Here is a 24,577-nt window from a genome sequence, read left to right on the forward strand (position 1 = left end):
TTTTATTAGATAGATTTTAATATAAACTCTTTAATTGTTTTTGCATATTTCTGCATTATTTCTTTGTCAGATTCAAATTCTAGATTACAATCGATTGTTAATACTGGTATGCTTTTTAACTCTTCAATAACGCCTATTTTATTTATTAAAAAAGTTTCATGAGCATTATCAATTTGTTTTAAATATTCTAGACTTATCTCTGTTTCTGATGAGCGATTTCTTTTTTTTACTCTTTCAAGAGCTTTTTCAGGATCTACTTTTAAGTATATAAATCCTTTTGGTAGTTGATTTTTTTTAGTAGCAATAAAATTAAACCAATTTAGATATATCTGCCATTCAAGTAAGGTAAAGTAACCGTTTTCTTGTCCGTTAATCGCAAAACAATAGTGCCCTGAATAGATAGATCTTTCAGAGATTTTTATTTTATAAGTTGTTTTACTTTGTTCTTTAATACTTTCTACAGCTCTGGAGGTCATTGCAAAAATTTCCATGGTATAGGCCCAGCGTTTTGGGTTTTGGTAAAAATTATTTAATAATGATTCTCCTACCACTTCATTACGCCACGTCTTTGGTTCAAAACAAGGGTTAATTTCTGGTAAAATTTGGCTGATTAATCTTAAAAACGTAGTTTTTCCGGCTCCGATATTGCCTTCTATAATATACATTGTTCTGCTGCTTTATGATTGTACATTTAACTTAAGATAATAATTATACCTAATTTATTTTTATTTATAAACAGCTTTATATTATTACCTTTAAATTTTGTTAATAGTGAAAACTAATTCTTTAATAGAATCAAGTATATTTTATAATATATTAATTATTAAATTTAATTTTATTAATTGGGGGTTTATGATGTTAAGATATATAACTCAAATTATATTATTATTTACTGCTTCGATCTGTATTAACTTATTTTCTATGGAGAAAGAAATAAAATTTATGGCCTTGGGCGAGGATATTTTATCAAATATTATATTTTTCACTGTTAATAAACAAAAAAGCTATTTAAATGATATAAATTTAAGTTTAAAAAATATAAAGCAATATTTTGCTCTAAAATTAGTATGCAAAAATTTTAAGTCTATAATAGAGAATGAAAGTTTGGTTAAAATTGTTTTTAATTTTGTTGATGCTGATTCATTCAATCCTATAACTTCATCGACCCTTTTGAGATTTTTCTTAAAAAAATATATTGAGAAAAATGGTCTTAATCAGCTAAAACAGCAATTTTCTTTAGAATTGGATAATCATAAAAAGATGTATGACTCTATAATGCACAGTTTAGATGATCCTTATAAGAATAGTGGTTTGAGCTCAATGGAGAGAGAGCTGCTTATTGCATCAGCTGTGGGTGATGAGGATAAAGCCAAGGATTTGATGCAGAGATGTGTTAATCCTGATATTTGTAATATTTTACATTTTACTCCATTAATGCTTGCGGTAATGAATAACAATAAATTTATTGTCAATCTTTTAATACTATGTGGAGCATCTCTAGAGAATAAAAATTTTTTAGATAATACTGCTTTAAAAATAGCTATTGATAATGGATGTTCAGAAATGATTGAGATACTTCGTGAAGCTGGAGCTTTTGAAGAAGAATTATTGCCAGAAAAGCATTTAAGAGAATCAGGTATTTTGCCAAGAAGAAGCAGTTTGTCAAACCGTCGATCGATTAGGATTCCCTTTAAAAGAGCAAATTCTTTTAAAGGAACTGCAACGATTGAAAAAAAGAAGAAAGACGATAGTAAAAAGGATGTTAAAAAAGAGAAATCAAACGGTAAATGTATATCTATGTAATAACTTATATTTAATTTTGTTTTTTACAGCTTATTAATATCTTATTGAAAATAAAAATTAGCGCAAATCTTAATTTTGTGATATAATAGTATTATAAGTATATGGTAAATTGATTAAAAATTAAAGGGTTTAAGTGATAGATAAAGATTTGAAAAATAGTTTTTTTATTATCGATGGTTCTTCTTTTTTATATAGAGCCTATTATAGTATTCCTGAATTAAGATTTGAACAAAAAATTCCTGTCAATGCTGTCTATGGTTTTTGTCGTATGATAAAAAAGTTAATAGATAAATATGAACCGAAATATATGCTTTTAGTTTGGGATAGTTATGGTTCAAACGCAAGAAAAGAACTTTATCCTAAATATAAAGAAACGAGACAAGCACCTCCTAGTGATCTATTTCAACAGAAAGATATAATTATGGAATTTGCTGATTCTATTGGACTTCAGCAATTATTTCAGCATGGTATAGAGGCTGATGATTTAATGCATACAGTTGCTCAGAAATTTAAATTTGATGGAGATACCTTTTCGGTTTTAGTAACTTCAGATAAAGATATGGCCCAGTCTTTGAGTGATAAGACTGTAATTTTAGATCCATTTAAAGATAAGATAGTTACTATCAATAGTTTTGAAGAAGATTATGGATTTAATATTTCTAAGTTATCATTTTATTATGCTTTGGTTGGAGATTCTTCAGATAATATTCCGGGAGTAAAAGGTATAGGGCCAAAGACTGCAAAAGAAATAGTAATTAAATTTAATTCTCTTGATGATGTTTATTCAGGCATTGAAGAAGTTAAATCAGAGCGTATTAAAAATCTATTAATAAGTGGTAAAGAAAATGCTTATTTATCTCAAGAATTGTTTATTTTACGCCAATATCAGATAGAGTGCAACGAAAAAGATTGTACTTTTAGTTTAGATAGGTGGTCTAATGCTCAAGAATTTTTTAGGAAATATAACTTTAAAAGTCTTTTAAAAACTATTGATAAAGATGAACTGACTAATATTGGAAGTCAAAATTCGATTAAGAATGATATTAGGCTTAAAGATAAGTATAATTTTAAAGCAATTCTTAATACTCAAGACTTGAAAGAGGTTTGTGATAAAATAGAACAGTATAAAGCTTTTGCATTAGATACAGAAAGCACCGGTTTTCAGGTGCTATCAAGTGAAATGGTAGGATTATCGATTTCTGTTGAAGTTGGAAGTTCTTATTATATACCATTTGGTCATAAAACAGAGCAAACGCAACTTGAAAAAGAATATGTATTGAATACTTTAAAGCCATATTTAGAAGACCCAAATATTAAAAAATATTTGCATAATGCTAAATTTGATATATTAATGTTTTATGTTTCAGGAATTAATTTAAGAGGTGTGGTATTTGATACAATGATTGCTGCTCATTTATTATCACATTTACTTGCAAGTGAGAATCCTAGAATTGGTCTTAAAAAGCTATCTGATTATTTTTTTAATGAGCCTATGCTAAGTTTTGATGATGTAGTTAAAAAAAATAAACTGAAAGATTTTTCTTATGTTGATATAGAATTAGCGACAGAATATGCTGCAGCTGATGCTCATCAAACTCTTAAACTTTATAATTTATTTTCTCCCGAAATTGTGAAAGCGGGTATGGAAGATATATTTTATAATCTAGAAATTCCATTAATTGATATTTTGGTTGATATAGAAAAGTCTGGTATTATTTTGGATAAGAATGTAATTCAAGATATTAATCAAAGAGTTACTCAAGAGATAGACAAACTTTATAAAGATATTATTTTACAGCTTGATGAAAGTTACTCTTCTATTAATTTAAATTCTCCCAAACAACTTGAAGAACTATTGTTTATTCATCTAAAGTTACCTGCTATTAAAAAAACTGCTCAAAGAACTTCATATTCAACCGATCATGAAGTATTAAAAGAACTGTCAAAGATACATCATATTCCCAAAATGATTATGAGATATAGAGAACTTTTTAAATTAAAGAGTACTTATTTAGAAAGTTTATTGGATTATGTAAACCCTTTTACAAATAAAATACATACAACATTTAGCCAAACTTCAGTTACCACTGGTAGATTATCAAGTTCAGAGCCTAATTTGCAAAATATACCAGTTGATGGATTTTTAATTAGATCAGCTTTTAAATCTCAAGAGGATAACTTATTTTTATCTGCTGATTATTCCCAAATAGAGCTTCGTGTTCTTGCTTATATTTCTCAAGATAAAGTTTTACTTGATGCATTTGAAAAAGATAAAGATATTCATGCAATAACAGCAGCAGGACTTTTTGATCAGGATCAAGAAACTATCAGTAGTGAGCAAAGGCAGATAGGTAAAAGAATTAATTTTGGTATTTTATATGGTCTGACAGCTCATGGGCTTTCTAAAGAGCTTAATATAACTCATAGTCTTGCCAATGATTACATAAAGAAATTTATGAGCCAATACGTTCAGTTAAACCAGTGGATGGAATCTGTTATAGAAGATGCTAAATCTAAAGGGTACGTAGAGACGTTATTTAAAAGGCGTCGATATGTCCCAGGCATTAATGAAAAAAATAAAAATATTTTTGAACTTTCTAAACGTATAGCAATTAATACAGTTGTTCAAGGTACTGCTGCTGAAATAGTCAAATTAGGTATGATAAATCTAGATAAAGCTATTAAAAAAAATAATTTTAATGCTAAAATGATTTTGCAAATTCATGATGAGCTTATCTTAGAAGTAAACAAATCTGATATTGAGAAAGTTTCAAAATTGGTTAAAGATGTTTTAGAATCGGTTGTTGATTGGAATGTTAATTTGTCAATAAGTACTAAAACAGGAAAGAATTGGCAGGAAATAACTAAATAATTTGCTTTAACATAATTTTATTAAAAAGCTTGAGCGATATACTCAGGCTTTTTATTTTTTTATTATAATTTTTTTTTGTTGATTTATAAAATTAAAAAAAATTATAATAAAATAGTAAATATTTATAATCGGGGTTTTTATTATGTTTATAAGTAGAATTATTTTATTTTTATGTTTTTTACTATTTTATTGTTTATCGATTTTTTCTATGGATCGACCAGCTAATGCAAACAACTTATCAGGAGATATAAGTTTTTTACAAAATTTATCTTCTACTGTGAAAAACTTGTTTAATCGTTTAGTAGAGCTTGTACCAACTTCAGGTCAAACAGGTACTAATGAAGAACCAGATAAATCGCAAGAACCTGCCAATCAATTACCTCCATCAGGAAGTTTATTAGATCAGATTTTATCAAAGTCCGGTCAATTAAAGCCTGTTATAAAAGATCAATTAGAAAAATTAATTAAATCTTCTATAGAAGATATAGATAAAAAGATATCTCAAGATTCTGATTTTGAGTTTTTAAAGCCTATTGATTCTGCTCAAGAGAGAGAATTGCAAAGTATTTCTAATCAAGAGCTAAATAAACTAAATGAAGAGATTAAGGAACAAACTTCAATAGAAAATTTTAATGCTATTAAGGATGGTATATTTTTAAAATTTAAAGATATAAAAGATTTAATTAAAGATATTGATTATCAAATAGAAGAGCTGAAGCATAGTTTTGATACAGATCCTTTAAAAAAAGAGCAATTTATTAATAATCTTGGTGAGATATTAAATAAATATAATAAGATTTTAGATGAACAAGTTATTGAAGAGGTTAATTTTGATACATCAGATTTAAAAACTAAATTAACTCGTATGGTATCAGATATAAATTATATTAATGAGTTATTGAAAAATAATGATATTAAAAGCATAAAGCTATCGCTCAAATCTTTAGAAGTAGCTCAATCTAATATTATATATATATTAGATTATATAAGAGGTTTATTACTTAATGGTACCACTCGAGAGAGTATTAAGAATATTTTATCGGGTAAGAAAAATGCTCTTTTATTTAGACGTAATCAAAATCTTAAATCGTTATCTATTGTATCCCCCATTTTTATGTTTACTGATAATTTAGATAAGATATATACAAGTATTGTTAATACTTATGATAATATAAATATTCATGAACTTAATCAAAAATACTGGTTAAACGCCTTTAATAGAATTATAAGAGATTATATTGCAAGTCCATATAATCAAAAAGACGAATATTTTTATATACTTTTATTAGGTAATGTAATCAATAATATTGATAATAAACAATCTTATCAAGCTCAAATCGAGTCAATAAAACATATAAGAGATAATTATCTTAGAACTTTTGAAAAATGGATCTATCTGTATAGAAGTAACAAATATATAAAAGAAACAGACGCTTGGCTTGCTAAATACAAAGAACTAAATGTTATTCGTCCTGTAACTCCTTTAATTAAAGCGCAATTAAATTCAGCTCTTTTAAAAGCAGAAGAATCTTTTTCTCAAGAAATAGCTACTCAAAAACACATATTAAAATTTATAGAAGATGTTTATCATAATTTAATTAATGCTATAAATCATGATGCAACTTTAAGTAAACCTTTAATAGAAGTTTGGTTAAATAATTTAAAGCAAGAATATAAAAAAATCGCAGAGCAAGATTATAAGATTAAAGATAGAAATAATTATTTTAATACTATAGTTCTAAATAGGAATCTTACTGATATTTTCAAAAAAGTAATTGGTGAAATAAAAGAAGAACCTGGTGAAGAAGAACCTGATGATTCTGATTGGGAAGATGATAGTGACTATGAAGATTAATTATTAATTCAGTTTGTTAAAAATAGAAATGTTAATATTTTTATATATTTAAATTATTGTTGAAATTTTTATAAAATAGCATATACTAAATAATATAAAAATAAATTTATATAAAATTAATAATAAGCAATTTAATTTTCCTAATGGATTAGGGAAATGGGGGTAATCGCTGAAGGCATCTGCCTTCAGCTTTTTTATTTTATTTTGCTTAAAGCTTGATTAATATTAATATTTTTAGCACTTTTAAAAAAGCTGGACCAAGGGTCTTCTATGCTTTTAATTCTGTTTATTATATTTTTGATATTATATTTTTGTGAGTGTAGATCTTTTTGGTAAATTTCTTGCCAATTAAGTGGAGTTGCTATTGGACAATTTGGTTTTGCTCTTGTTGAATAAGGTGCTATAGATGTTGCTCCATATTGATTTCTCAAAGTATCTATAAATAATTTTTTTTCTCTAGATTTCTTTCTTATTTTAAGTGTAAATAGTTCTGGTTCTTTAATAACAATCTGTTCGGCACATCTATCTGCTAATTTTTTTAAAGTTGCAAAATCAATAAGTTTATTTGGTTTATTGATCTGTTTAATTGGTACTACTACATGAAGACCGTGCGAACCTGTAGTCATTAAAAATGGCACTAAATCTAAATTCTCTAATAATTCTTTTAACATTAAAGCACACTTTCTGAGCGGCTCGAAATCTAAAGTAGAAGGGTCTAAATCAAATATTAATTTATCAGGATAATTTATTTTATCGATCTTAGAAAGCCATATATGATATTCAAGAACTGCTTGATTTGATAAATATATAAGTGTTGCTTCATTTTGGCATACAACATATTCGTTATATTTGTTGCTTTGTGTTTTCAATAGTATTTTTGCTCTTTTTATCCAATGAGGAAAGTAAGAAGATATATTTTTTTGATAAAAAAATTTTCCATTTATGCCATTTGGATAACGACGCATCATAAGTGGTCTATTTTTAAGTTGTGGTAACATAAGTTTTGAAATGCTTTTGTAATACTCTAAGATTTGGGCTTTTGTTATATCTTCTGAGTTGTCTAAATTATTTGAGTATAATATTTTGTCTTCTTTTGAGATCTCTATTAAGTGGTTATTTATCTTTATTTTATTCATAATTAATTTAAATATAATTTTGAGGAATTTCTTTAATTACTTCTTTTGGATCTTTATCATATCTTAAACCCATAAATCTAGGATGTCTTAGTTTATTATAAGCAGTCCACTGACTAAATCTTATTTCAGCAACTAATTTTGGTAAAACCCAATGAATTGATTTTGATTTTTTTATTGAGCTATCGGGTGGATTAAAAGGATTATCTTTCTGTTCAATCTTTGAAAGTTTTTCTTTTAGTTCTTTTAGAGTTTCTCTGTTAAAACCTGCGCCTACTTTTCCCGCATAGATCAATTTATTATTTTCATAATATCCTAACAATAGTGCCCCAAAACCTACTCTACTTTTTTGAGGGTCGGTATAACCTGTAATTACCAGTTCTTGTTGTTCAAAACATTTGAACTTTAACCAGGATTTAGAACGAATTTTCTCATATTTTGAATGAATATTTTTTACTATTAAACCTTCCCAGCCTAATTGGCAAGCTTTTTTAAAATGCTCAATTTGTTTTCCTATATAATATTCTGTGAATTTTAATTGATCTTTAAACTCAATACTATTTTCAAGTAAAAATTTACGATCTATTAATTCCAAGTTAGTCAGATCATATTTATCTAAGTAAATAATATCAAAAACATAGTAAAATATTTCTATATTTTTACTTAATTTTGGAGAGCCGCTATGCATTATTTTCTGAAGAACAGAAAAGTTGCTTTTATTGTTTTCTTGAGCAACCATTTCTCCATCTAAAATAAAATTATTAATAGCTTGATTTTGAATATTTTTTACCAGTTCAGGATAATTATCATTTGCTAATTTTTTATTTCTTGTCATTAAAGAAACTTTATTGCTGCTTTTATAAGCGATAATTCTTTCACCATCCCATTTATGCTCTGAAATGAAGTGATCGCTTGAAAAATAATCTTGAGTTAGAGTTGCAAGCATAGGATCAACCCATTTAGGCATACTGACTTCTTGAATTTCTTTTTGTGATTTTAAAGAAAGTTTACTTATTATCTTTTTTATTTTTGTTTTCATTATTACCTTCTTTACTTAGTTGTTTATTTAGTTTTTCTAAAGTTTTATCAGATAGTACTGATTTTTCCTTTAATTTATCTGCTCTTGATTTAATTTCATTATTTTTAGTTGAATATTCATCTTTGACTTTTATAAATAACCAATTTTTACTATTATTTTGATATTTAGTTTTTACTAAAGTAAAAGCTCCTTTTAATTTTTTTCCATTAAGAAATACTTCAACTTTACCTTCTTCTATAGATTGAGATAAGGATTTATCTCTTAAGTTTTTAAAAGTTCCCTTATCCCAAACAATAACACTTCCTGCTCCATAGCTGCCTTGCGGAATTATTCCTTCAAAATTTTGATAATTGAGCGGATGGTCTGGAGTTTCAATTGCTAAATGTTTTTCTCTTGGATTCGTTGAAGGACCTTTGGGTAATGCCCAAGATTTTAGTACTCCCTTATCTTCTAATCTAAAATCATAATGAAGTGTAGTTGCATCATGTTCTTGTACTAAAAAAATAGGTTCTTTTCTTTTTCTATTTATCATAACTCAACTTTCTTTTATTTTTTGATCTTAATTTACTTTTAATTGAAAAATAAATGTTATAGCCTATTATTTTTATCTAAACAAGTTAAATAATTTAATTAATTTTAAAAATATTTAACAAAATGCTAGACATTTTTTTTATTTTGTTATTTATTTTTAAGCAGTTTAAATTTTTAGAAATTTATCAATAAACTATAAAAGGAGTTTTTTAATGAAAAATAAGTTTCTATCTTCTAAATTGTTGATATCCGGGTTTTTATCAACATTGCTATTTGCTTCTGATATCAAAGCAGCTGATAATCCTAATTTATCTTCAAACCATAATCCTGATCATGCTAAAGATCAATTGGCAGATCAAACAGATTTATTAAATCAAGTATTAACACCTGAAGAATTAGATGTAATTGATGACAATCCAGATAAATTATATTGTTATATAAGTTCAGATGTTATTAATTGTTTCAATTCTATCGAAGTTTCTGAAAAAACTTCTGATACTTTAAAAGTGATGCAAGATCATCTTAAAAATTATAGATCAGCTGAGCATTCATTTGTTTTAGAAGCTGTTAATCAAGCTCTTGAGTATTTTAAGTCTTGTAAAAGTGAAGCGCATGTTAATGTTTTACAAAAATATAGATCCGAAGTAGAAATGGGCGAAGCTGCCATTACTGCTGAAGGAACAACTCGTCGTCGTAAAAGAAAAAAATACTGTTCTTTACTTGTTCAAAGAGATTTAAGAACAAGATCTTTATGTGTAAGAAGAAATGCAAGAGTAGGCGGAGATCTATGTGTAAGTAGAAATCTTTCTGTTGGATGTAATTCAACTCTTAATACTTTTACTGCAAATACTGGTACAGTAACCGATTTAAATGTTCCTGGTACTCTTACTGCAACTAATGCTGTAATTGACACCTTAACTGTAGGTACAATTAATGGTGGCGGATTGGGTAGTGGAATCTTAAGTGCACTTTCTTCTGTTACCAATACCGGATTCTTGTCTGGCTTTGCAACATTAATTTTCCCTGCAACTTTTGATATTGCTTATGATCCTACTACTGATGATGTTTCTGGTGCCTTTAATGTTGTAGTAAATTATGGAAATACCACATTAGCAGGAGTAAGTACTTTAGCTGTTACCCGTCAAATAACCACTGCAAATGGAGTAATTACTGGTACCAATTTAAGCAATAATGATCCTATTAGTGCGAATTTCCAAGCTTTCTCTTGCCTTGGCGATAGATATCCAAAATCATTTGCACTTAATTTATCTTTTAATGTGGCAATTCCTGGAACTAACTTTGTAGCTGGAAGTACACCTACAGTTGCTGTTTCATTTGAAAATTTACCTGCAGCAAATGATGTTAGTTTATCACAATTTTTTGTATCAGATCCTTTATCTATAACTGACTGTTATAATTGTTATGTTTGCCGTCATCCAAATGATGAAGTTGAAAATTTTGATATTACAACAATACGTTCAATTACTGATGGTGTAGCTGCTTCAATCAACTCAGTTACTCTAGTTGTAAATAATATATCTGTATCAGCAAATGGTGTGTTATCATTTACTGTTAATGTGTTAGTATCAGCTTATGATTCAGAAGTACTACCAACTACAGTAGATACTCTTGCAGCATTGACTGGTTTACTTAACCAATATTTTGCTAATTCCGCAGTAACCCTAACTGTAAGTGGCCCAGTAAATTCATAATTTTTATAAACTGAATATAAAAAGAAAGAGCAAATTAACTTTAATTTGCTCTTTCTTTTTGCGTGTTTTTTTACTATTTATAGTAGATTTTAAAATTTTTATTAAAAGTCTAGACTTTGATTTAAAATTATATTTATAGTTAGACAAAATAAAGTTAATTAAAATTATGTTTAACTTATCTAAAGGAGTTGTTATGGTAAAACGTTTTATATCTTCAGCTTATATACCATTAATTTTATTGTTATCATCAAGAGCATATGCCCAAAATGATTCAATGCCTGAAAGAAATTCCGATCAAGCACCGGATTTGGCATCTGAAATTGCATTAAGTCAAGAAGAAATTAGTTTAATAGAACAAAGCAAAGATCCAGTTGTTTTTTTAAGTTCAGACTTGGTTGCTTGCTTTAATGCTTTACCTGATTCTGAAGAAGTATCTCAAAGATTAAGAGATATGAAAGAACATTTAAAAAATTATCAATCTGCTGATTATCAATTTACAGAATTAGCAGTAGAAGAAGCAATTAGATACTATCAAGAAAAAGGCGAAGAAGGAAAAGAACAACTTTTAGCTCTTGAATCTTATAGATCAGAACTACAAAATGGTGAAGCTATTGTTAATCCTGATGAAATACAAGATATAGTAAGAAGACATAATGATGGATGTAATGATTGTGATAGAAGAAACAATCATAAATATCATAAAGGAAGAAGATATTGTAAATTAGTTGTACGTGATTGTTTAAGTACAGGTTCTTTATCTGTAAGACAAAATGCTTCAATTAATGGTAACTTAAATGTATGTGGTAGCATTACCGGTTCAAGTTTAACTGTTAATGGATATAATCCTCAAGTAGCAGTTGCTGAATCCTTAGCAACCTTAAGAGGTACAATTGCATTACCTTCATCTCCAGGTCTTGTTATTTCCGGTACGCCATCTGCTTTATTTGCAGGAGCTTATGATCTTGCAGTTACTTTTAATGGTAATGCAAGCATAGGTGCAGGTGCTACCAGAGGTGCTGGATTTGCTGTAGGCTCTATTACTGGAGTTGCTCAAGATCAATACTCTTCTGGTTTATTTACTACATCAGGTACTGATGGCATATATGTTCGTTTGGCTATACCTGTTGTATTTGGCACAGCTTTTGCTTCAGTACCTTCAGTTGTGGCTTCATTAGAAGCTTTATCGTCAGATCTTACTGCTGCTTTAATTAGTACAGCTAATGCTAGTGTTGCAAATAGCGGAGCTGCATTACAAAGTATTGCTGTTGTTCCATCAAGTGTGACAACAACAGGATTTACAATTAGTTTACTTGCTAATTTCTTAACTAGTGCTATTACTCCAACTACAGGAACTACTGCGGTATTGGCTGGTATTGATGCTATACTTAATACAGTTATACCTGCTTTATTTGTTGATTTTATTGTTGAAGGTGTTCTTCCATCAGCAACTACTACAACAACTGTAACATCTGCTTGTAATCCATGTGTAAGACCAGTTAATCCTTGCAACCCGTGTGTAAGACCAGTTAACAATTGTAATCCATGTGTAAGACCAGTTAACAATTGTAATCCGTGTGTAAAACCGGCTAATAGCTGTAATTCTTGCAGATAATAAATTAATAAATAAAAAAGAGCCGATAGAATTTTCTATCGGCTCTTTTTTTGCATAAAATTCTATCAAAACTAGCTATTTTGATATTTTATTTTTTATTTTTTTATTAGGTAATTTAAAAAATTAAATTTAGGGAGATAGACTATGTTAAAAATTATGTCAAAAAAGAATACTCTATTTTTGCTATTTTTATATCTGTGGCCTTCTATTTTATTGTCTGATGTATTAAATGAGGAAAATAAAGATTTTACTAGAAATTTGGATTTTAGCAATATTAATTTAAGAGATAGTTCAGAAAGTTTTTATGCTTTTTTAACTCATGATGTTATTCAATGTTTTAAAGAAATATTTTATCGTGAATCTCTTAAGGTACAATCTCAGATATCTTCAATTTTATTTGATATGAATGAACAATTAAAAAAAGACGTGCTTGCTGATTACGAGTTTGTATATCAATCAGTTGATGAAGCCATAAAATACTATCAAAATCAGGCTGAGCATGATGAACATTATATTAAAATTTTAAAAGATTACAAAGATAAATTGGAGTTGGGAGAATTTGTTTTAATTCCGGATAATAAAATGCGTAGTTGTAGTGGATGTAATAATAGCTGTGAAAGAAGTTTCAGTCAATTGAAAGCTAGATGTTTAGATATTTCCCAAAATGCTTCTATATTTGGAAACTTAGGTGTAGGCGGTAATATTACTGCGTATAGTTTTAATGTCTGTGGTCCTGTATTGATTAATAATAAAAGTCCATTACTAGGGGGCTCTGAATCTTTAGTAGATTTGAGATTCACAATACAAATGCCTAGCTCAATAGGTCTGACTTTAGCAGCTATAGCCCCAGCTGTTTCTCCAGGAGCTTATACTGTAACTGCTTCTATTTCAGGAGCGCCTACTCCTTCAAGGTTAAGAGGATTTGGAACAACTTCTATTTCCTCATTAAGCGTTTCAAGTCCTGTTACCAATTTGGCATCAACAGGATTTAGTGTGCTTTATAATGGTTCTGATTCTGGACAAATTGCTACTTCAGGAAGTGTTCCAACATCTGATATTTGGACTGCAAGCACAATTTTAGTAAATTTTAGTTTTAATGTAGTTTTATCTACTTCTTTTTCAACATCTTCTGTATACCATTTACCAACTGTTACTATGGGGTTAGGCAATTTAGGAACTACATTTGTAGCCGGAACAAGTACAATTCCTGGTGCTTATATTGCTAATTTTAACCCCTATTTAACAAACTTAACTTATAATGGATTTACAGTTAATCTGCCTATTTTAATTATCGGAGGCTCTTTTTCTATTGCTTCTTCAATCACTTCAATACAAAATTTAATTAATAACTTTTTATCAAATATTTATATTGATTTTATTATTCAAGGATTTGCTTCTTAAATTGTTATCAAATCAAAAGCGATTATCAATCGCTTTTGATTTGATAATTAAGATATTGTATTTAGAAAATAAACAAAGTTATAATTAATTAGTATATATAAGCTATTGCAAAATTAATAAATTTAATAGAAAATAATTATTAATAATTATTTGAATAAATCTGTTAATTTTGAAAGTAAAAACTTATGGAAGATGACAATAAGAAGCAAAAAGATTTAAATAGCGTATTGACTGAGTTTTTGGAAGATAGTTATAGCAAAGATACTGATTCAATATCGAAAAAGCTTGACCCTCTTGAAGATAATATTAGTTCTTTAGAGTTGATAAGAGTGTCCGGATCTGATTTAGATATTGTTAATGCTGCTCGTGTATCTTATGGTAAAGTTAGTACTGAGGTAAATGAAAGAGATGAAAAGTTAATTAATTATTTAATGCAGTATGACCATACAAGTCCTTTTGAACATAATCAATTATCTTTTAGAGTAAAGTGTCCTATTTATGTATCAAGACAATGGATGAGACATAGAATGAATTCTTATAACGAAATTAGCTATAGATATGTAAAAGCAGATCTTGAATTTTATATTCCTAAAAATTGGCGGTACCAGGATAAAAATAATAAGCAAGGTTCTACAGGGTCTTTTGTTGATGAAAATTTAACTCAAATTTACAAAGATTCTATTGAAAAAATAATGAAAAATTATGAATTATTACTAGAAAAAGGTGTGTCAAGAGAACAAGCAAGAGGATTGTTGCCATTAGCAACTTATACTGAATTTATATATACATGCAATTTACATTCTCTTATGCATTTTCTAAAATTAAGATTAAGTAAAGATGCTCAATATGAGATACGTGCTTATGCAAAAGGGCTATTAGAACTTGCAAAGCCACATTTTCCAGTAGCATTAAATGCATGGCAAATAAAACATGGAATTTTTGACATTATTTAAAAATCAGTTCATAATAATAAGTATAAAATCTTAAATTTAACCAATATTTTTATTTCGGAGTGTTGACTATGGCAACTAGTAAATCCGGTGGATCGACCCAGAATGGCCGGGATAGTATAAGCAAACGTTTAGGTGTTAAACTGTTTGATGGACAAAAAGTAAGCGGTGGAGAAATTATAGTTCGCCAAAGAGGTACTAAATTTCATCCTGGAAATAATGCTGGTATAGGTAAAGACTATACAATATTTGCCTTAGGTTCTGGTGTAGTAAAGTTTCACTGGGGTCCAAAAGGTCGTAAATATATTTCTATAGTTCAGCCTTAAATACAAAATTATTAGTTTATAAAATCTGCTAAATTATATGAGTAAATAAAATTAATAAAAAGGGACAGTTTTTACTATAAATTTGGCTGTAGAGTAATTTATCATGGAGCATTATGTTTAATTTCTTAAGATATTCAAACCGTCAGGCTGTTGAACATCCAATTGATTTTATGAAATACAATTGGCTTTCACTTATTCTTTCAGCATTATTAATTTTTACTTTTTCAGGATTTTATTTATATAGATATTTTAAAACTGGTTCTGCTTTTAATTATAGCGTTGATTTTACAGGCGGCATTCAAACTTTATTAAAATTTAATAAACCAGTAAAGTCCCAGGATATTATAAGAATATTAGACGAAAAGGGTTGGCCTGGCACAATAGCTCGTGAATTCTCAGAAAAAGAACAGCTCATAAGAATTAAAAAAGAAGCAAAAGATGTAAAAGAGGAAGCAGAAAATATAAAAAAAGCAATAGAGGCTAGCCTTGATAATAGCTATAAGGTTGAAATTTTAAAGACCGATAGTGTTGGAGGAGCTACAGGAAGTAGATTATGGCTAAAATCTTTTTATGCTATAGTTTTATCTTTAATAGCGATGCTTTTATATATTGCTTTTAGATTTTTTTCTTTCTCTTATGCTATGGGAGCAGTCGTTTCATTATTTCATGATGCGCTTGCTATTTTAACTGTATTTTTAATTTTCGATAAGGAAATTTCTATAAACGTAATAGGAGCTATATTAGCCGTCTTAGGTTACTCTATTAACGATACAATAGTTATATTTTCAAGAGTTAAAGATAATATAAAAAAATATCCTAATAAATCTATAAGAGAGGTAATTAATATAAGTATAACTGAAACTTTAAGTAGAACTATATTAACTACTATATCTACTTTATTAGTTGTAGTTTCTTTATCAATTTTCGGTGGAGAAACATTAAGAGATCTTTCTTTAGCTCTTTTAGTTGGGATAGTTTTTGGTATTTATTCAACTATTTTTATTGCAAATCCTGTACTGCTATTATTATATAAAGATAATAAAGTCAAAAAATGATCTTATGATCAATAGATAAAATTTTTTGTAATATTTTAATTTTATAACTAAAAAGTATTAGTTGTATTATGTTCATATTTATGACTAATGCTTTTCTTTATAGATCCTTATAGCAACTTATCATCTTATATTTATTGTAAAAATTTTATCTTTAGGAGTTACCTTGATGAACGAACAAGATTTAGTTCAATTAAGCCTTTCAGATTTGCAGGGACAAGCAAAAAGGCTTGGCGTAATTGGTTCAACGCTAATGTCTAAAAATGAACTTATTAGAGTCATTGAAGAATATGAAAAAGAACCTGAAAAAGAAAGAGAAGTAGAAGGAGTTCTTGAAAGACTTCCAGATGGATTTGGATTTTTGAGATCTTCCAAATTTGATTATGTTTCTGGACCTGATGATATTTATGTTTCGCCTTCTCAGATTCGACGTTTTGGTCTTAGAACTGGAGATACAGTTTCAGGTGTTATTAGAAAACCCAAAGAAGGTGAAAAATATTTTGCTTTATTAAAAATAAATAAAGTTAATTTTAAAGATCCTTCTCAATTAATTGATAGAAATTATTTTGATCGCTTATCTCCATTACATCCAAATAAAAAATTTACATTAGAACACGATACCTCAGTTATATCAACTCGTATTATGGATCTTTTTACTCCTATTGGTAAAGGTCAAAGAGGTTTAGTAGTAGCACCGCCAAAAGTAGGGAAAACTATTTTACTTAAAGAAGTTGCTCAATCTATTTTATCTAATAATCCTGAAGTTTATTTAATAGTTTTATTAATAGATGAGCGACCTGAAGAAGTTACCGATATGCGTCGTACGGTTAAAGGCCAAAATGCTGAAGTTATAAGTTCAACATTTGACGAGTCTGCTGAAAGACATGTAGCAGTAGCTGAATTAGTTCTTGAAAAAGCAAAACGTTTAGTTGAGGTTGGTAATGACGTTGTTATATTATTAGACTCTATTACACGTCTGGCTCGTGCTTATAATACCATTGCACCTTCTTCTGGTAAAGTGTTAACTGGAGGTATTGATGCTAATGCGCTTCAAAGGCCTAAGAGATTTTTCGGTGCTGCTCGTAATACTGAAGATGGAGGAACCTTAACTATTATAGCAACTGCCTTGATAGAAACTGGATCTCGTATGGATGAAGTCATCTATGAGGAATTTAAAGGTACAGGTAATATGGAAATGCATATGAGTCGCAAAGTAGCAAATCGTAGAACATTCCCAGCGTTTGACTTATTATCCTCTGGTACTCGACGTGAAGAATTACTGTTAAATGAATCAGAATTAAATAAACTTTGGGTTTTAAGAAAATTCTTGAGCTCAATGAACACCATAGAGGGGATAGAATTCCTTATTGATAAAATTAAAAAATTCAAAACAAATGAAGAATTTTTAGATGCAATGAATAAAAAGAATGGCTCTTCAGAATAACAACATAAAATATTAATTCAATTAACTAACTAGAAAATGTATCTAAGTCCACAGTAAAAATATGAGTAATAAAGAAAGCTTAGAAGATATAAGTCTTATTATGCTATATTTATTTTTAGATTATTAATACTTGAGCTTTTGTTATATAAACTTATCGTCAAAAAAATATTAATAAGCATTACTGTTTCTTCTTGTTTTTAAGATTTATTTGGGGATCCAGTAATGCTTATTTTTAATTATTATTTATTATTTGTTTATTGATACTATAGCTTTAGATTAAAACTACCAATGAAGCCATTTTTAATAAATATCAAGAGAAAAATCGGAATATTGATTGTTTAATGCTTTGTAATTAGCCACATAGGCTATCATTGCAGCATTATCAGTACAATACTTTGGACTTGGAGTAAAAAATGATACTTTATTTCTATTACAGACATCTTGCAATTTTTGTCGTATATATTGGTTACAAGCAACTCCTCCAACAAATGCAACAGCCTTAATGTTTATGTTATTTTTTAAAGCTAATATAATTTTTTGTTTAAATATATCGGAAATTGAATTTAATAAAGAACTTGATACTTGTTTTTTAAAGTAAAGATCATGATTTAATAATTTTTTTTCTTTAGGATCATAAGCACCTTTTTTTATTAAATCATATAAAACCGCTGTCTTAAGTCCTGAAAAGCTAAAATTATAGCTATGTGGCATAGCTCTTGGATAATCAAAGTAATCTTGAAAATTTACCTCTTTTGCTAATTGTTCAATTATAGGGCCTCCAGGATATTCAAGTCCTATTAGCTTTGATACTTTATCAAAAGCTTCGCCGGCAGCGTCATCTAAAGTTTGACCTAAAAGTTCAAACTTTCCATAATCATGTACAATATATAGTGCAGTGTGTCCTCCTGAAGCTGTTATACATAAGAAAGGAAAAGGAATATTATTTTCAATGCAAGCTGAGAATATGTGACCTTCTAAATGGTTGACTCCTATTAACTTTTTACCTTTAGACCAGGCAAGAGCTTTTGCAAAGCTTAGACCTACTAATAAAGAACCAGGCAAGCCTGGTTTATGAGTTACAGCTATAATATCTATATTATCTAAAGAGGTTTGAGCATTATTTAAAGCAGATTCTACTATTGATCTTATTTTTTCAAGATGAGATCTAGATGCTATCTCAGGTACTACGCCGCCAAATTTCTTATGATTTTTTATTTGAGAGTAAAGTACGCTAGATAACATTTTATTATCTTTATTTTCAGTTACATAAACGGCAGCTCCCGTATCATCGCATGAGCTTTCGATTGCTAGTATCTTTGGCATATATTAATATAAACTTTCTTAATTATTTAATTTTAATTATCTTTCGAGTAACTTCATAGAAACTATTACTTTTGCATTTTCTTTAGAGGCTCTTTTTACATTTGTGTGTATGGCATTGCTATCAAAAGCTGCTAGCCAAATATAGTTCATTGAAGAATTTATTTCATTTGCTTGAGCATTTTTTTTAATTACAATTTTAGGTAAAGTTATTATGGTTCCATAAGAATTTTTGCTGATCTCTTGCTCTTCATAATTTTTTAAACAATCTATGTAATTAGGATCCATTAATAATACTAATGAGCCTTCTGGTATTCTCAATGGTAGATTTTCTATATTTTCTTCTTCAAAAGACCATTTTGATATATTATTCTTATCTATTTTACTTGTTATATAAAATACTTTACAGGGTTTGCTTTCTATACGTTCTAAGTACTTTATATTATTTCCCTCAGATTTATGATTTACCTCGGATGTTATAACTAATATAAATTGATTAGAAGGTATTGCTTGTCGTATCAAACATATATCTCTATCAAAGTTTATTTTGTAACCTCTATAATAAGCACACAGTTCAGGTATTTTTTCTATTGATTTTGGAAAATCAACTTTTAATATATAAGAAACTATTTCTTGATCACTATGTGAGAATATTATAGCAGGTTTAAATATGATGTAATTAAGCATATATAATGCTATATAAAATAAATATTTTTTACTTGTGCTTTTCATAGCCTACGACTCCCTAAAATAGACTAAATTTTAATAATTATAAAAAATAGTTTATACTAATATAGTGTAGTTTAAAAGCTTATTTTTAAATTTAATTATAAATTTTGTTAGATATTGGTTATATAGATGATTTTAGATAAAATAAAAAACTTTTTTCTTAAATTAATTTTAGAAGAAAGTTCATTAAAAAAATTGACACTTTCATTTTGTTTTGGAAATTTTATTGCTTGGTCGGCTACTATACCGTTACAGACTCCTTTAATTTTTTTATTCAGTTGGCTTTTTAGATTGAATACTAAAGTAACTTTTGCGACTGTATATCTTATTAGTAATCCTTTAACCATTGTACCAATTTATGCCATTGATTATGCTTTTGGCAATTGGTTTTTAAATACTTTTTTAAAGATCGATACAATTAAATATAATCCAGCTTTTGCGCAAACTTTTAGTAACTTTTTAAATCGTTATATTGATTTAAGTCGTATTTTATCAGGCTCAAGCTTCTGTTTTTGGTGTTTACTTATAGGTGGGATTGTTTTGCCGATTATTTTAAGTATTATATTGTATCCGATTATGAAAGTTGTGTTTGATAAATTAATTAAATTGTACAAGAATAACGTTAAAAATCGAGAGAATTTAAGATTAGATCATGAAGATAATATCTCAAAATAAAAAAGCATTTTTTGATTATGATATACTTGAAAGAATAGAAGCTGGTATTGTTTTGACAGGAGATGAAGTTAAATCTTTAAGAGCAGGACATATATCTATGGTTGGTTCTTTTGCAACAGTTCATGATAATGAGATTAATTTAATAAATTTAAATATATCTTCCTATTCTCATGCTTACAGTAAATCATCAGATGAAAAACATACAAGACGTACACGCAAATTACTTTTAAATAGGCGAGAAATCAATAGATTAATAGGTGATATTTCTCGTAAAGGTGTTACTATAGTACCTTTAAAGGTATATTTTAATCAAAAAGGTAAAGTTAAAGTTGAATTAGGTATTGCAAAACATAAAAAAGCGCACTCTAAAAAAGAAGAACTTAAAGAAAAGGATATAGCAAGGCAAACAAGAAGAGAACTGAAAAATCATTATTAAAAAATATTTATTAATTTATATACGAAGGACTTATTATGGTAAAAAAACATTTGCTAGCGTTATTATTATTTAATTTAGTGTTTTACAACTATGCTATAATTTCAAATAATAATATTGCAAGTGAAGAAAGCTGGGACATATGTAATAAAGGTACAGAGTTTTATGGTAATAATGATTTTGAAAATGCAGAAAAGTTTTGGCTTTTAGCAGCAGAAAAGGGTTGTGAATATGCTGAATACCATTTGGGAATGTTGTATTTGTTTAAAAAAGTTGATTTAAATTTAGCTAAAAATTACTTTTTAGGTGTAATTGAAAAAATAGCTACTGGTAATAAAGACTTAAAAGCTGCAGCGCAGGTAGCTTTAAGTACATTATATCTTAAAGAAAATAATCTTAAAGAAGCAAAAAAATATGCCTTAGAGTCTATTAAGAATCAATGCTATGAAGGTTATCATAACTTAGGTATTGTATATCAGTGGAAAAATAAAATCCAAAAAGCAAAAGAATATTATTTGCTTGCTTCAGCTAATAATATTCTTGCTGCTAACTATCATTTGGGTTTAATTTATGAAGACGAAAGTGATCTGGAAAAAGCTAAGAAAATTTACGAATTAGCTGCTGAGCAGGGGTATGAATTGGCACAACATAATTTAGCCTTTTTATATGAAAAAGAAAAAGACATTGAAAAAGCTAAATATTATTATACTTTGGCAGCTGATCAAAATCTTATAGAGTCTCAGATAAGTTTAGCTAGAATATATTATTATGAAAATAATTTAGAAAAAGCTAAATATTATTTATCTATTGGAGTTAATCAAGGAAATGAAGAAGCTAAAAGACTTTTAGATATAATATCTAAGTAACAAAAACATAGAATGTAAAATTAATATTTTTTAACAGCTATCTTTTGATACAAGATTACTGTTAATTAATCAATAAAAGTAACAGAAAATATAATATTATTATAAATAAGAGCTTAATAAAATATTAAGCCTTAAGACTAAAAATAACTATTGACGAAAACATGTTAAAGGTTTTTTGGTTAATAGTTTAATTAAGTTCTTATTTCTATTTTTTATAGCCCAGTCTAAAGCAGTATAACCATTTTTATCTTTGATTGTAGTATTAGCCCCCTTAATTAAGAGTAATTTTACTATATCTTGGTAACCTTTTTTGCATGACAAAATCAAAGCAGTAATTCCGTTTTTTCCTATAAGATTTATATTAGCATTTCTATTGATAAGTAATTTGGCTATATTTTTATGTTGATGCTTTAAGGATTCTATTAGAGCAGTATTTCCATAGATATTTTGTAAATCAATATTGGCTTTTGTTTCAAGTAATATATGAAGTAATCCAACATAACCGTATTGAGCTAGAATTATTAATAATGTTTTATCTAATTTGCCCTTAAAATCTGGATCTGCTCCACAAATTATAGATATAATTCCTAATTTAAGTTCCTTATAGGTATATTTATTTTGGTTTAATACTATACTCAATTTTAAATTAAGTTGAGTAGAATTTAATTTGTTTTTAGATATTATCTGATTTGTAAAATTATTATAGATTTTTTGTTTTAATTTTATGGTATTTTTAATTAAATATTGATCTATTAAATTTTTACAATTTTTATTTATTAATCGTAAATTTACAAGATCTGATTTTAAGTTTTTTCTTTCATTAAGTTTTTCATAAAAACAGAAAAGACAATTTTTTTCATTATTAAGATGCTGATTTACTAGATGTTCAAAGATAGTAATTAATATCTCGGGTGGTAGTATTGGAAGCTGTTTGTTTTTTATTACTTCCATTGCAATAAAGTTATTATTTAATGAAATTGTTAAAATAAAAAATAATTTTTTTTTGGACTTATTCATTAATAAATTGAGAAAATTGTAATTATTTATATACTAGGCTACAACCATTTTTATCACAAATTTCTGTATTTACTTCTATTGTTGCATGAGTTATATTAAAGCGATTTTTTAATAAATCTTTTACCTTTTGAACTATTTCTATAGATTGATCTAATTTATCTCTATCTATGATTATATGACAACTTAAAGAAACGTTATAAGAAGATATACTCCAAATATGTAAATGTTCTACTTTTTTTACCAAGTCTAATTGTTCGATTTCTTTTTTTACTTGTTTTACGTTTATATGTTCAGGAGTACCTTCCAGTAGGATATGTATTACCTCTTTGAGCAATTTAAAAATATTAAAGATTAACATTAAACCTATAAAGGAACTTATAATTAAATCTATGAAGGTGTTATTAGTCAAAGTTATAATAATACCTGAGACAAAAGCTCCTGCTGAGGCAATGGCATCAAATATCATATTAATTAAAGAACTTTTTATATTTAAATCTGATTTATATTTTAAAAATAATAAAGCTATTCCACCATTGACAATAATTCCCACTAAACTAGTGATTGTCACTAAAGTACCACTAATAGACTCTGGTTCATAAAATCTTTGATATATTTCGATAAAAATATATAAAGTAAGTATACAAAGTATAATTATATTCAGTAATGCTGCCAAAATAGTGATACGTCCATATCCAAATGTTTTTTTATTATCAGGTTGTTTTAAAGATAACTTTTGTGCAGTAAATGATATTATTAAACTCAATACATCTGTAAGATTATGAGCTGCATCAGATATTAAAGCTAAACTACCTGAAAAAAATCCAATAAAGAACTCTACTATAGTAAATAGGGTATTTAATGCAATTCCTAACTGAAGCCGGAAATCTAGATCTTTTTTGTCTTTATTACTTAAGTTCATATGAATTTTCTCTTTAGTATTAATCTTAATTTATTTTTTCTTATGTTAGAAATTATATTATATTTTGCCTTTACTGTCTAACGAATATCAGGTCACAATTTTGTTATGTTTAGTTGTCATAATTAAATAAAGTTGACAAAACTTACCATCTGTAATATAATATTATTAATAACAATATTTATATTATCATAATATAAATATCTTTGAAATTTGCGGGGGCGTAATGGCTTCGACGTACTTTAAGAGGCTTGAAAAGCATGTCGAACTTTGGCTAAGTAGTTCGTAAAATAAATAGTCAAACAATAAGTGCAAACAATAGCACATGGGCATCTGCCCAACCAGCTTTTGCTTAATTAAAGCTTAAGCCGCTTGTTAAATGGTCATGCCTATATGGTTGTTTAACTCGTATTTACCCAAATAGGACAACAAAGTAAGATAGATTTGGTTTGTAACTTTGCTGTATCACTAACCAGGCATATAAAAAAATACTTTGTCTTTAAAGTTTTTTATATGAAAAAGAGATAAAGACTAAGCATGTAGCGTTTTAAGTCGGTTAATTTGCGGACATGGGTTCGACTCCCATCGCCTCCACCAATTTTTTTAATTTTCATTTCTTATTTTATTTTCTGTTATCTCTGATAGATTAATTAACTCTTGAATTTATATGTCTTTTTTTATTAATTTAAATAGAAAAATAAAATTAATAATTTTTTTACTTAGGGTTAATTAATGAAGCTTTATTACAAAGTTAAAGGAATTTTTTATATATTTGCAACTATGTTAATATACTTTTGTTATTTAGCTTTTGCTTGATTTTAAAAGAATTTTAGGGTCAAAATACAAATTTTTTAAATAATTCTTGCATCTTACTAATCCTAATAATATATG

The 24,577-nt window shown here is 27.5% G+C and carries 21 protein-coding genes and 1 other RNA gene; 14 read left to right on the forward strand and 8 right to left on the reverse strand.

The features are described from left to right. Positions 1 to 5: 5 nt before the first annotated feature. The gene (locus BABL1_RS03770) at positions 6 to 665 is read right to left on the reverse strand and encodes a deoxynucleoside kinase (protein WP_023792609.1); all 660 of its coding nucleotides are present in this window, start codon (positions 663 to 665) and stop codon (positions 6 to 8) included. A gap of 190 nt (positions 666 to 855) precedes the next feature. On the opposite strand from BABL1_RS03770, the gene BABL1_RS03775 reads away from it, so the two are divergent. The 3 genes from BABL1_RS03775 (at position 856) to BABL1_RS03785 (ending at position 6,530) form a co-directional block, all read left to right on the forward strand. Then, positions 856 to 1,803 (forward strand): ankyrin repeat domain-containing protein, encoded by a 948-nt coding sequence (locus BABL1_RS03775; protein ID WP_044601180.1) that lies wholly within the window; start codon positions 856 to 858, stop codon positions 1,801 to 1,803. Positions 1,804 to 1,936: 133 nt separating this feature from the next. Then, entirely contained in the window at positions 1,937 to 4,675 is a 2,739-nt protein-coding gene (polA, locus tag BABL1_RS05270) for a DNA polymerase I (RefSeq protein ID WP_023792614.1), read from the forward strand. A gap of 142 nt (positions 4,676 to 4,817) precedes the next feature. Continuing rightward, positions 4,818 to 6,530 (forward strand): hypothetical protein, encoded by a 1,713-nt coding sequence (locus tag BABL1_RS03785; RefSeq protein ID WP_023792617.1) that lies wholly within the window; start codon positions 4,818 to 4,820, stop codon positions 6,528 to 6,530. A gap of 194 nt (positions 6,531 to 6,724) precedes the next feature. On the opposite strand, the gene ligD (BABL1_RS03790) is transcribed toward BABL1_RS03785, so the two are convergent. From ligD (BABL1_RS03790) to BABL1_RS03800, 3 genes are read right to left on the reverse strand one after another with little or no spacing between them, the layout of a single operon-like run. Further along, positions 6,725 to 7,666: a non-homologous end-joining DNA ligase gene (gene ligD / locus BABL1_RS03790; protein ID WP_023792619.1), complete on the reverse strand. Its 942-nt coding sequence runs from the start codon at positions 7,664 to 7,666 to the stop codon at positions 6,725 to 6,727. A 7-nt stretch (positions 7,667 to 7,673) separates the two neighbouring features. Then, a complete protein-coding gene (gene ligD / locus BABL1_RS03795) occupies positions 7,674 to 8,702 on the reverse strand; it encodes a non-homologous end-joining DNA ligase (protein ID WP_023792622.1) in 1,029 nt (342 codons plus the stop codon). Then, on the reverse strand, positions 8,671 to 9,234 hold the full coding sequence (locus BABL1_RS03800) for a DNA polymerase ligase N-terminal domain-containing protein (protein WP_023792625.1): 564 nt from the start codon (positions 9,232 to 9,234) through the stop codon (positions 8,671 to 8,673). Before BABL1_RS03800 ends, ligD (BABL1_RS03795) begins: the two co-directional genes overlap by 32 nt. Positions 9,235 to 9,445: 211 nt before the next feature. Between BABL1_RS03800 and BABL1_RS03805 the strand changes: the two genes are divergently transcribed. From BABL1_RS03805 to rho, 7 genes are all read left to right on the forward strand, one after another. After that, positions 9,446 to 10,945: an autotransporter outer membrane beta-barrel domain-containing protein gene (locus tag BABL1_RS03805; protein ID WP_023792628.1), complete on the forward strand. Its 1,500-nt coding sequence runs from the start codon at positions 9,446 to 9,448 to the stop codon at positions 10,943 to 10,945. Between the two features lie 193 nt (positions 10,946 to 11,138). Then, entirely contained in the window at positions 11,139 to 12,557 is a 1,419-nt protein-coding gene (locus tag BABL1_RS03810; protein ID WP_023792630.1) for an H-type lectin domain-containing protein, read from the forward strand. A gap of 144 nt (positions 12,558 to 12,701) precedes the next feature. Beyond that, a complete protein-coding gene (locus tag BABL1_RS03815) occupies positions 12,702 to 13,958 on the forward strand; it encodes a hypothetical protein (RefSeq protein WP_023792632.1) in 1,257 nt (418 codons plus the stop codon). Between the two features lie 185 nt (positions 13,959 to 14,143). Beyond that, entirely contained in the window at positions 14,144 to 14,911 is a 768-nt protein-coding gene (gene thyX, locus BABL1_RS03820; protein WP_023792636.1) for an FAD-dependent thymidylate synthase, read from the forward strand. A gap of 68 nt (positions 14,912 to 14,979) precedes the next feature. Continuing rightward, complete coding sequence (rpmA, locus tag BABL1_RS03825; RefSeq protein ID WP_023792638.1) at positions 14,980 to 15,234, forward strand: 50S ribosomal protein L27; 255 nt, start codon at positions 14,980 to 14,982, stop codon at positions 15,232 to 15,234. Between the two features lie 113 nt (positions 15,235 to 15,347). Further along, positions 15,348 to 16,289, forward strand: coding sequence for a protein translocase subunit SecF (gene secF, locus BABL1_RS03830; protein WP_023792641.1), 942 nt, complete (start codon positions 15,348 to 15,350; stop codon positions 16,287 to 16,289). Between the two features lie 166 nt (positions 16,290 to 16,455). Next, positions 16,456 to 17,730: a transcription termination factor Rho gene (gene rho / locus BABL1_RS03835; protein ID WP_023792643.1), complete on the forward strand. Its 1,275-nt coding sequence runs from the start codon at positions 16,456 to 16,458 to the stop codon at positions 17,728 to 17,730. 300 nt (positions 17,731 to 18,030) lie between these two features. On the opposite strand, the gene tsaD is transcribed toward rho, so the two are convergent. Together tsaD and BABL1_RS03845 are read right to left on the reverse strand one after the other, a co-directional pair. Then, the gene (gene tsaD / locus BABL1_RS03840) at positions 18,031 to 19,053 is read right to left on the reverse strand and encodes a tRNA (adenosine(37)-N6)-threonylcarbamoyltransferase complex transferase subunit TsaD (RefSeq protein ID WP_023792646.1); all 1,023 of its coding nucleotides are present in this window, start codon (positions 19,051 to 19,053) and stop codon (positions 18,031 to 18,033) included. Positions 19,054 to 19,089: 36 nt separating this feature from the next. After that, the gene (locus BABL1_RS03845) at positions 19,090 to 19,782 is read right to left on the reverse strand and encodes a hypothetical protein (protein ID WP_023792649.1); all 693 of its coding nucleotides are present in this window, start codon (positions 19,780 to 19,782) and stop codon (positions 19,090 to 19,092) included. Positions 19,783 to 19,908: 126 nt separating this feature from the next. Between BABL1_RS03845 and BABL1_RS05275 the strand changes: the two genes are divergently transcribed. Genes BABL1_RS05275 through BABL1_RS03860 form a run of 3 tightly spaced genes read left to right on the forward strand, consistent with a single transcriptional unit; the run spans position 19,909 to position 21,753 of the window. Then, complete coding sequence (locus tag BABL1_RS05275; protein WP_023792651.1) at positions 19,909 to 20,454, forward strand: DUF2062 domain-containing protein; 546 nt, start codon at positions 19,909 to 19,911, stop codon at positions 20,452 to 20,454. After that, entirely contained in the window at positions 20,432 to 20,890 is a 459-nt protein-coding gene (gene smpB / locus BABL1_RS03855) for an SsrA-binding protein SmpB (RefSeq protein ID WP_023792653.1), read from the forward strand. The genes BABL1_RS05275 and smpB overlap by 23 nt, the downstream gene beginning before the upstream one ends. 35 nt (positions 20,891 to 20,925) lie before the next feature. Beyond that, positions 20,926 to 21,753, forward strand: a complete 828-nt coding sequence (locus BABL1_RS03860) for a tetratricopeptide repeat protein (protein ID WP_023792656.1) — start codon at positions 20,926 to 20,928, stop codon at positions 21,751 to 21,753. A gap of 147 nt (positions 21,754 to 21,900) precedes the next feature. On the opposite strand, the gene BABL1_RS05280 is transcribed toward BABL1_RS03860, so the two are convergent. Then, a complete protein-coding gene (locus BABL1_RS05280; protein WP_171814736.1) occupies positions 21,901 to 22,704 on the reverse strand; it encodes an ankyrin repeat domain-containing protein in 804 nt (267 codons plus the stop codon). A gap of 88 nt (positions 22,705 to 22,792) precedes the next feature. Continuing rightward, a complete protein-coding gene (locus tag BABL1_RS03870) occupies positions 22,793 to 23,689 on the reverse strand; it encodes a cation diffusion facilitator family transporter (protein WP_023792661.1) in 897 nt (298 codons plus the stop codon). Between the two features lie 214 nt (positions 23,690 to 23,903). Between BABL1_RS03870 and ssrA the strand changes: the two genes are divergently transcribed. Beyond that, positions 23,904 to 24,283: a transfer-messenger RNA gene (gene ssrA, locus BABL1_RS05390) on the forward strand. Positions 24,284 to 24,577: the final 294 nt, after the last annotated feature.

The organism is Candidatus Babela massiliensis, assembly GCF_000513475.1.
Taxonomy (GTDB): Bacteria; Babelota; Babeliae; order Babelales; family Babelaceae; genus Babela; species Babela massiliensis.